Raw genomic sequence first — 9,056 nt, 5'->3', positions numbered from 1 at the left:
AAACCCATTTGAAAACAGTTTTGCACTAGACTTGAAAACAAGTAGTACTACTCCGGTGACCCTTGCCATTTATGACATGACCGGAAGATTGCTTGATACGAAAGAAATCAAAGCAGAAGGATTATCTACTCAAACGATAGGTGAGCGTTACCCGGCAGGTGTTTACAATGTGATTGTAACCCAAGGGGATAATATGCAAACCGTACGTGTAGTTAAACGATAATAACTTTTTTATTTAGATTAAAAAATGCCTCTCTCTAATGAGAGGTATTTTTTAATTTATAAAAATTTCATATCCAAAGTAGTTACCTATTATTTCAAATTAAAGAAAAATAAAAGATTACTTTTAATTCAGTATTTAAAAAAATTATCATGAAAAGCTTAAAAAAAATTATAACTGTTTGTATTATTCTATTTTCAATAGTTATAGGTAAAGCTCAAGTAGGAATAGGCACAACAGCACCTGATGGGGCTTTAGACATTACTTCTTCTACAGACGGATTACTAATTCCAAGAGTTGCATTAACAATTACCACAAGTGCATTGCCACTAACATCACCAACAATCTCAGAATTAGTCTATAATTCTGCAACTGTTGCTGATGTTACCCCTGGTTATTATTATTGGAACGGTACGATATGGGTAAGACTAGCTGCAGGAGTAACAAATGATTGGAGCATATTAGGCAATGCCGGCACAACACCGGCAACAAATTTTATTGGAACAACCGATAATCAGGATTTCGCGATTAGACGAAACAACTTAAGAGCCGGTTATATTGGAGATGCCACTTTTACTCCTGTAACATTTATTTTTAATAACGGGAATACCTCTTTTGGGGCTAATTCATTAGTTAACCCAACAGTAAACATAGGATTGCAACTAGGTGTTCGAAACACTGCTTTCGGAGCCAATACTATGCCGAGTTTAACCTCGGGTAACAGAAATGTTGGTGTCGGTGAATCTGTTTTATTCTCTAATTCAACCGGGAGCGAAAATACCGCTATTGGTGTGGGAGCACTTTATTCTAACACTACCGGAAGTTCTAATGTAGCCATTGGAAGAAATGCATTGACAACTTCTAGTATTGCTAGCAATAACACAGCGGTTGGTTTTACTGCTTTAAGAAATACGACAGGTACCGATAATACTGCAATAGGTATTAACGCTGGTTCAACAATAACTACTGGTTCCAATAACATTATGATTGGAGCAAACACTGTTGCTCCGGTTGTAACAGGAAGTAGCCAATTGAATATTGGAAATACCGTTTTTGGCAATATGACAGGTGCACTCACAGCTGGTGTAAACACTACTAGAACTATTGGTGTAAATGTTTTAACACCTCTGGCAGCTTTAGATGTTACTTCAAGTAACAATGGAATACTAATACCAAGAATATCTTTAACTTTAGGGACAAACAGTGCACTTCCATTAGTTGCACCTACAACTTCTGAAATTATATACAATACCAATACTACTTTAGGAGTAAATCAAGTTACACCCGGTTTTTACTATTGGAATGGTAGTAGTTGGGTTCGTTTTTCTACAGGTGTTCAAACGGGTTGGCTAACCACAGGAAATACAGTTGGAGCTGCCGGTAGTTTTATAGGAACTCTTGATAATTTTGATGTTGCTTTCAAAAGAAATAATTTAGCTTCTGGTTTTATAGGTGCAAATAGTACCGCTTTTGGTGTTGGTACTTTAGCTGCCAATACAGGAATAAATAACACTGCCTTTGGAACAAACGCTCTTAGTGCAAATACTACCTCTGCTAACAATACTGCTTTTGGATTTAATGCCTTAGCTATCAACACACCAGGTAGTGATACAGGGGCTTTGAACACCGCTGTTGGTAGTGGTGCACTAGCAAGTCTAAATGGAGGTAATAATAATACAGCTATTGGATATAATGCTTTAACACTAGTTCCAAGTACTACCCGATTTAATACAGCTGTTGGCAGCAATGCCTTATCCGGTGTAAATTCAGCTGCCTCTATAAATAATGTTGCTGTAGGTTATAATACTATAACGGGAACAGGAACTGTTACTGAGTCTGTGGCTATTGGTTCTGGTGCTCTACGTCTTGCTCGCGATACGTCAACAAGAAATACAGCTGTTGGATATAACGCTGGAAGTTCTTTAACTACAGGAACTGACAATGTCTTGATAGGCAACTTAGCTGGTAGTTCAGAAGCAGGAGCAAGTAGTAATAAATTGTTTATTGAAAACACTAATGCCAATGCTAGTAACGCTTTGATTTATGGTGAGTTTGACACAAATATTCTTAGAGTAAACGGAACATTACAAGTTAATAATCCAGCGGGTGTAAACGGTTACGCTTTACCAAACACAAGAGGAACTTCAGGACAAATTTTGATTACTGATGGTGCAGGAGTTACAAGTTGGGCTCCAAATCCGTTAACTACTTTATCTTTGGTAAGGGTTAATTTAGGTGGTTCAAATCAGGTTTTAACTGCCCCAGCTCCCCCAGGTACTTGGGAAAAAATTAATTTTTCTACAGAAGTTTTTGATACCAGTTCAGAATTTACAGGTGGAACATTTACAGCCACTAAAGCTGGTTTTTATCAAATCAATGCAGGATTTCATACTAATGATCAAACCAATTTGCAACAATATGCTATTGGTGTTTTTGTAAACGGAGTTTTATATCAGGAAACGTCTGGAAACCACACTAATTTGGGAGAGGTATCACGCAATATTAACTGTATAGTTAATTTAGCTATAGGGAATACTGTAGAAATTTTTGTTAAAAATTTTATTGCCGGAGTAGAAATTAATGGCTTTATCGGTAAAACCTTCTTTGAAGTAAGTCAAATTAGATAAAAGAAATAAGAGCGACAAACTCAAACGTCGAGTGTCGCTCTCATCAACCTAACCAATAAATAAACAACGATTCTAACAACTAAAATTAGTTGGCAATATATTTTTGAAACGTCTTAGTATTTACTCTTGCTTTCAAATCATGAAGCAAATTATACAACCCGAAAAACGTTCGATTAATGTATAAAAAATGTTTCGAACCTCTATTTCCATTCATTTTACGCAATTGGGTATCTTTTGAAAACTCCTCACCCATTTGTGCGATGGCTCCAAAAAATTCTACATCCGAAAAATCAAAATATTCACCGTGAAACGGCTTGGTAAACAAACTCAATAATTGGTGAAACAATGCGGTGAAATAGGCAATTTCTTTCGGTGAATCATCGATTCGTAATATTTCTAATTCAAATAATTTTTCCCGGAATAACGTCGGATTATCAATAATCTCAGGTCGAGCCAATTCAAAATACGGCACATAAAATTCTTCTGGAACTTGTTTAATACAACCAAAATCAATAGCTATCAAATTGGCATCTGCATCAATCAAAAAATTCCCCGGATGCGGATCAGCATGCACTTGTTTTAAATAATGCATTTGGTACATATAAAAATCCCACAAAGCTTGTCCGAGTTGATCGCCTTTGGCTCTATCAGTGTTATGAGAAGTAAATTCCGACAAATGCTCTCCTTGCATCCAATCCATCGTCAAAATTTTCTTTGACGATAATTCTGAATAATACTTAGGGAAACGTAAATTCTCAATGTTTGCACAAGCGTTTGAAAGGAATAAACTCTGCTTCAATTCCAATTCATAATCGGTTTCTTCTAATAATTTGTGTTCTACTTCTTTGAAATATTTCTCAGAGTCTTTCCCTTGAAGGTTGAACATTTTGATAGCAAAAGGTTTTACTAAAGCCAAATCAGAACTAATACTTTCCGCCACGCCGGGATATTGGATTTTCACAGCTAAATTTTTCCCATCTTTCGTTGCTTTGTGTACCTGACCGATACTTGCAGCATTTATAGAATCCGATGTGAAGGTGTCGTATAATTGTTCCGGGAATTTCCCTAAATAATTTTTAAATGTCTTGCGAACTAACGGAGCACTCAACGGCGGCACTGAAAACTGTGCTAATGAAAATTTTTCAACATAAGCCCTTGGCATGATGTTCTTGTCCATACTTAACATTTGAGCCACTTTCAAGGCACTGCCTTTTAAATTTTTTAAACCGTCATAAATATCTTCTGCATTGTTTTCATTTAACTTATCACGATTCAAGCTCGGGTTCACCATTTTTTCACCGTAATAGGCAATATAATTTCCACCGACTTTGATTCCGGTTTTGACTAATTGACCCGCACGTTCAATTTTATTGGTGGGTATTTTATCTAATGTTTTCAATAGTTCTAATTAAATTTTTCTTTCCAAACAAACTTTCCTAAATCAATCAAACTGTCAATGGGTGTCGTATTTAACACATCGAAAGTTGCTTTCACAGCTTTTTCAATCATGATATCGGTTTTTTCAAATCCTTTAGATGTATCATCTAACCAAAATTTCATGAGGAATAAAAACTCTACCCAAGCTCCTTCTACATAAAGCGGTTTGGTAATTTTGTTGACTTTAAAATCTTCCTCCGTCGTTTGAGTATCTGCAATTTCTGCAATAAAATTTTTGAAATGTTTTCTAAACTCTTTCAGTTGATGAAGATTTTTCAATAGATTTTTATCTTCTTTCAAGGCAAAAACTACATAACTTCTGTTTAAAGTCAATACTTCAAACAATGAAAAATACAATGTCAACAACTTATTTTTATTAGAATAAGTCAAATAATTTTCATCATTTTCAATGGTAGTTTTTACATTTTCAAAAAACTTCACCCAAATGTCCTGCTTCAACGCATCAATCGAACCGTAGAACGCATAAAAATCACTTTCCGCAATTTTGTTCTCCTGGCAAAAAAGAAATACATTTTTGGGCTCTGCATTATTTTGCAAAACCTGATTCATGTATAATCCTATGAGTTGATTATCGTCTAATGCCTTTTTTTGGGGTGCTGCTTTTTTTACTGCGGTCATCTTGAATGATTTTAAAATCTACAACAAAGATACATATTTGTTTAACTTTTAAACAAATAATTTAAACAAAATATTTGTTAAAGTTTTACGTAATAAAAAAAGGTTTTCCAATTGGAAAACCTTTTTTTATTAATGAATGATTAAATTCTTAATTCTTCACTTCTTTTTCAGCTTCTTGAATCATTTTCTCATTCGCTGTGATAGTAAACTCCACACGACGGTTTTTTGATCTTCCTTCAGGAGTATCATTACTAGCTATCGGATCATTCACACCCATTCCTTTGGTTTTAATTCTGCCACCACTTAAACCTTTTGATGCTAAATAACTTCTAACTGAAGCTGCTCTTTGTTCAGATAAAGTCTGATTATATTCAACACGACCTGTGCTGTCCGTGTAACCGTAAATCACAATATCTGTATCAGCATAACTCTGAAAAACCGGAATTAATTTATCTAAATTTGCTTTTGCAGATGAAGTTAACGTTGATTTATTTAAATCAAAGTTTACTGAGTTTTCACCCAATACCAAAACGATTCCTTCACCAACACGTTCAACTTCTGCTCCTGGTAAAGCTTCTTCAATTTCACGGGCTTGTTTGTCCATTTTATTTCCAATTACACCTCCAGCGGCACCTCCAACTACTCCACCAATCACAGCTCCCATAGCCGTATTTCCACCTTTCCCTAGATTATTTCCGAGGATTCCTCCAATTAACGCACCGGTTGTAGCACCAATAGCCACACCTTTTTGCGTATTATTAGCATTTTGAACCGATTTACAACCTGTAAAAGGAAATGCAATTAGAAGTACAATTGCAACAATTGTTATTTTTATGTTTTTCATGTTCTTATTGTTTTATAAATTGATAAACTACATCTGTTAAAGTTCCTCCTACATTAATTCGATCCACCAATTGAAATGAATTTTCGGTTTGATTAGCTAATTTCAAAACATAACCACTGCGAACTTTTTTTGCTTTTTCATCAGCATTCAATACTTTCATAACAAAATTACCTTCCAAGTTGATGTACCAAGTGATTGGTGAAGTGAAACTTGTACAACCGGATTTCAAAATGGTTACATCACCTTTATTATTGTTCGATACAAAATTCCAAGTACTACCCACAAAACATTGAGAGTCGGCTATTTCAAAAGATTTTACTTTAATATAATCTGAACCGGGATAAGTAACAGAACTAACTGCCCATGTTCCTTTCATTCCTGCTTCAGTTTTGTTATCCAATTGTTTCGCCGGATTGGATTTGCAGGCAAATATTAACAAGGAGATTAATCCAAGAAAGAGTATTTTTTTCATCGTGAATAAAATTATTAGATTCAACACAAAGATAATAAATAGAATTTTCACAATTATTTAAATAGTTTGTATAATTCACACGTCAATTTGTCAGATTCTTAGTTTTGGTACTTCTTTTGCAAGTGTTGTTTCTACAAATGTTTAACAAAAAAATAGCCCATTATGACAACAGGAAAAATTAATGTTTCCGTAGAGAACATCTTTCCCTTAATCAAAAAGTTTTTATATAGTGATCACGAAATTTTTCTTCGTGAATTGATTTCTAACGCAACCGATGCAACCTTAAAACTAAAACACCTAACCAGTATTGGTGAGGCAAAAGTGGAATATGGTACTCCGAAAATTGAAGTTAGAATCGACAAGGAAAACAAAAAACTACACATCATCGACCAAGGATTGGGGATGACAGCCGAAGAAGTTGAAAAATACATCAACCAAGTCGCTTTTTCCGGTGCAGAAGAATTCTTGGAAAAATACAAAGATTCAGCCAAAGACTCAGGTATTATCGGTCATTTTGGATTAGGATTTTATTCAGCCTTTATGGTCGCTTCCAAAGTGGAAATCATTACTAAATCGTATAAAGATGAACCGGCTGCACATTGGACGTGTGATGGTAGTCCGGAATTTACTTTGGAAGCTCATGACAAAACTGACAGAGGAACAGAAATCATCCTGCACATTGCCGAAGATTCATTAGAGTTTTTAGAAGATTTTAAAATTCGTGAATTGTTGAAAAAATACAACAAATTCATGCCGGTGCCAATTAAATTCGGTACCAAAAAAGAAACACTTCCCGTTCCTGAAGGTGCTGCAGAAGACGTAAAACCGGAAGAGATTGAAGTGGATAACATTATCAACAACCCAACACCGGCTTGGACCAAAGCTCCAACGGAATTGAATGATGAAGATTATAAAGAATTTTACCGCGAATTGTACCCGATGCAATTTGAAGATCCGTTGTTCAGCATTCATTTGAACGTGGATTATCCCTTTAATTTGACCGGAATTTTATATTTCCCGAAAATGTCTGCCGACTTACAAATTCAGAAAGACAAAATTCAATTGTACCAAAACCAGGTATATGTTACGGATAATGTGGAAGGAATTGTTCCTGAGTTTTTAGTCATGCTTCGCGGGGTTATTGATTCACCAGATATTCCATTGAATGTTTCGCGTTCCTATTTACAATCGGATGGAAATGTGAAAAAAATTTCGAATTATATTACGCGAAAAGTGGCAGATAAATTGAAATCTTTATTCAATGAAAACCGTCCCGATTTCGAACAAAAATGGAACGATATTAAAATTGTTTTGGAATACGGAATGTTATCGGAAGATAAATTCTATGAAAAAGCAGGCGATTTTGTTTTGTATCCAACTGTTGATGAAAAATATTTCACCTTAACCGAATTAAAAGAAAAAATCTCTGCCAATCAAACTGATAAAAACGGAAAATTGGTTGTTTTATACGCTTCCAACAAAGAAGCTCAACACGGCTACATTGACATTGCCCGAGAAAAAGGATACGAAGTATTGTTGTTAGATAGTCCAATTGTGTCGCATTTGATTCAAAAATTAGAAGCTGACAATGAAAACCTGACATTTGTTCGTGTGGATTCAGATCACATTGACAAATTAATTCAAAAAGAAGATACGCAGATTTCAAAATTATCGGAAGAAGAATCAACCAAACTAAAAACAGTTTTAGAAGAATTGGTTCCAAAAGCAACATATACCGTGCAATTAGAACCAATGGACAGCACTGCCGCACCATTCATGATTACACAACCGGAATTTATGCGACGAATGAAAGAAATGAGTCAAACCGGCGGTGGTGGTATGTTTGGTATGGGCAATTTCCCTGAAATGTATAATTTAGTGGTAAACACCAATTCAAATTTAGCAACCACCATTCTTTCAACCGAAGACAAATCGGCTCAAGAACATTTGGTAAAACAAGCGATGGATTTAGCCAAAATCTCACAAGGATTGTTGAAAGGTGAAGAGCTAACCGCTTTTGTGAAAAGAAGTTTTGAATTGATAAAGTAAGAGGAAAGAGAATAGAAAAAAGAGAAAAGAAGAAAGACCTGTGAGTGAAAACTTGCAGGTTTTTTTTATTAGAATAAAAATTAATTCATTATTTTTATAACTAATTTAAATTTCAATAAAATGAATATTGAAACACAACGAAAGAATATTGTTCATCGAATTTTAGATGTTGAAAATACCTCATTGCTTTCTAAAATAGAAAAACTGCTTGATGATGAGGTTTTTACTTATAAAACAGATGGTACTGCTATGACCAAAAAAGACTATCAAATTCATATTTTAAAAGTTTTACAGGCTTCTGAAGAGGGTGAAATAGGATATTCTACCGCTGAAGCAAAAGCCAAAATAAAAAGAAAATGAAATCGGTTGTTTGGTCAAAGGATGCAATTCATTCTATCCAGCATATATATGATTATATTTATTCCAAAAGCCCGCAAAATGCTGAAATGGTCGTAGAAACATTGTTCACAATTGGTGAAGAATTAGCAATTTTTCCGGAATAAAATCCAATTGACCCAATATTTAAATCAGAATCAATACGTTTTTTTCCTAAGTGGAATTTTAAAATCGTTTATAAAATTGAGCCCGCAAGAATTTTTATTATCGATGTTTTTTCTACACGACAAAATTTGAATTTATAAACAAATAAGCTGAAATAACTCTATTAAAAAAGGTGAATTTTTGAATAAAAATTAATGAAACAAATCTGTAAAATTTAAACTACTTTACATCAGTACTTAATAGTTTTTTTTTTTGAATTTGCAACTT

9 protein-coding genes are annotated in these 9,056 nt (G+C 34.4%); 5 read left to right on the top strand and 4 right to left on the bottom strand.

Features of this window, described 5'->3' with window-relative positions; genetic code table 11:
• Together C0512_RS14130 and C0512_RS14125 are read left to right on the top strand one after the other, a co-directional pair.
• The coding region (locus C0512_RS14130) for a T9SS type A sorting domain-containing protein (RefSeq protein WP_290862677.1) at positions 1–223 on the top strand (223 nt) is incomplete at its 5' end.
• Between the two features lie 149 nt (positions 224–372).
• A complete protein-coding gene (locus C0512_RS14125) occupies positions 373–2,847 on the top strand; it encodes a hypothetical protein (protein WP_290862675.1) in 2,475 nt (824 codons plus the stop codon).
• 85 nt (positions 2,848–2,932) lie between these two features.
• Here the strand turns inward: C0512_RS14125 and C0512_RS14120 are convergent, their stop codons facing one another.
• From C0512_RS14120 to C0512_RS14105, 4 genes are all read right to left on the bottom strand, one after another.
• Positions 2,933–4,246 (bottom strand): AarF/UbiB family protein, encoded by a 1,314-nt coding sequence (locus tag C0512_RS14120; protein WP_290862673.1) that lies wholly within the window; start codon positions 4,244–4,246, stop codon positions 2,933–2,935.
• 5 nt (positions 4,247–4,251) lie between these two features.
• Complete coding sequence (locus tag C0512_RS14115) at positions 4,252–4,923, bottom strand: TetR family transcriptional regulator C-terminal domain-containing protein (protein WP_290862671.1); 672 nt, start codon at positions 4,921–4,923, stop codon at positions 4,252–4,254.
• A 148-nt stretch (positions 4,924–5,071) separates the two neighbouring features.
• Entirely contained in the window at positions 5,072–5,767 is a 696-nt protein-coding gene (locus C0512_RS14110) for an OmpA family protein (protein WP_290862669.1), read from the bottom strand.
• Positions 5,768–5,771: 4 nt separating this feature from the next.
• Positions 5,772–6,239, bottom strand: a complete 468-nt coding sequence (locus tag C0512_RS14105) for a lipocalin family protein (protein WP_290862667.1) — start codon at positions 6,237–6,239, stop codon at positions 5,772–5,774.
• 162 nt (positions 6,240–6,401) lie between these two features.
• Between C0512_RS14105 and htpG the strand changes: the two genes are divergently transcribed.
• The 3 genes from htpG to C0512_RS14090 all read left to right on the top strand — a co-directional run bounded on the left by htpG (position 6,402) and on the right by C0512_RS14090 (position 8,791).
• Positions 6,402–8,288 carry a molecular chaperone HtpG gene (gene htpG, locus C0512_RS14100; protein WP_290862666.1) on the top strand — a complete coding sequence of 629 codons (1,887 nt, stop codon included), beginning with the start codon at positions 6,402–6,404 and terminating at the stop codon, positions 8,286–8,288.
• A 120-nt stretch (positions 8,289–8,408) separates the two neighbouring features.
• Entirely contained in the window at positions 8,409–8,648 is a 240-nt protein-coding gene (locus C0512_RS14095) for a hypothetical protein (protein ID WP_290862665.1), read from the top strand.
• Positions 8,645–8,791 (top strand): type II toxin-antitoxin system RelE/ParE family toxin, encoded by a 147-nt coding sequence (locus tag C0512_RS14090; protein WP_290862663.1) that lies wholly within the window; start codon positions 8,645–8,647, stop codon positions 8,789–8,791. The genes C0512_RS14095 and C0512_RS14090 overlap by 4 nt, the downstream gene beginning before the upstream one ends.
• Positions 8,792–9,056 lie beyond the last annotated feature (265 nt).

Origin of the sequence: Flavobacterium sp. (assembly GCF_013822155.1) — a bacterium.
Lineage (GTDB): Bacteria > Bacteroidota > Bacteroidia > Flavobacteriales > Flavobacteriaceae > Flavobacterium.
This window is presented reverse-complemented; position numbering and strand designations above follow the sequence as displayed.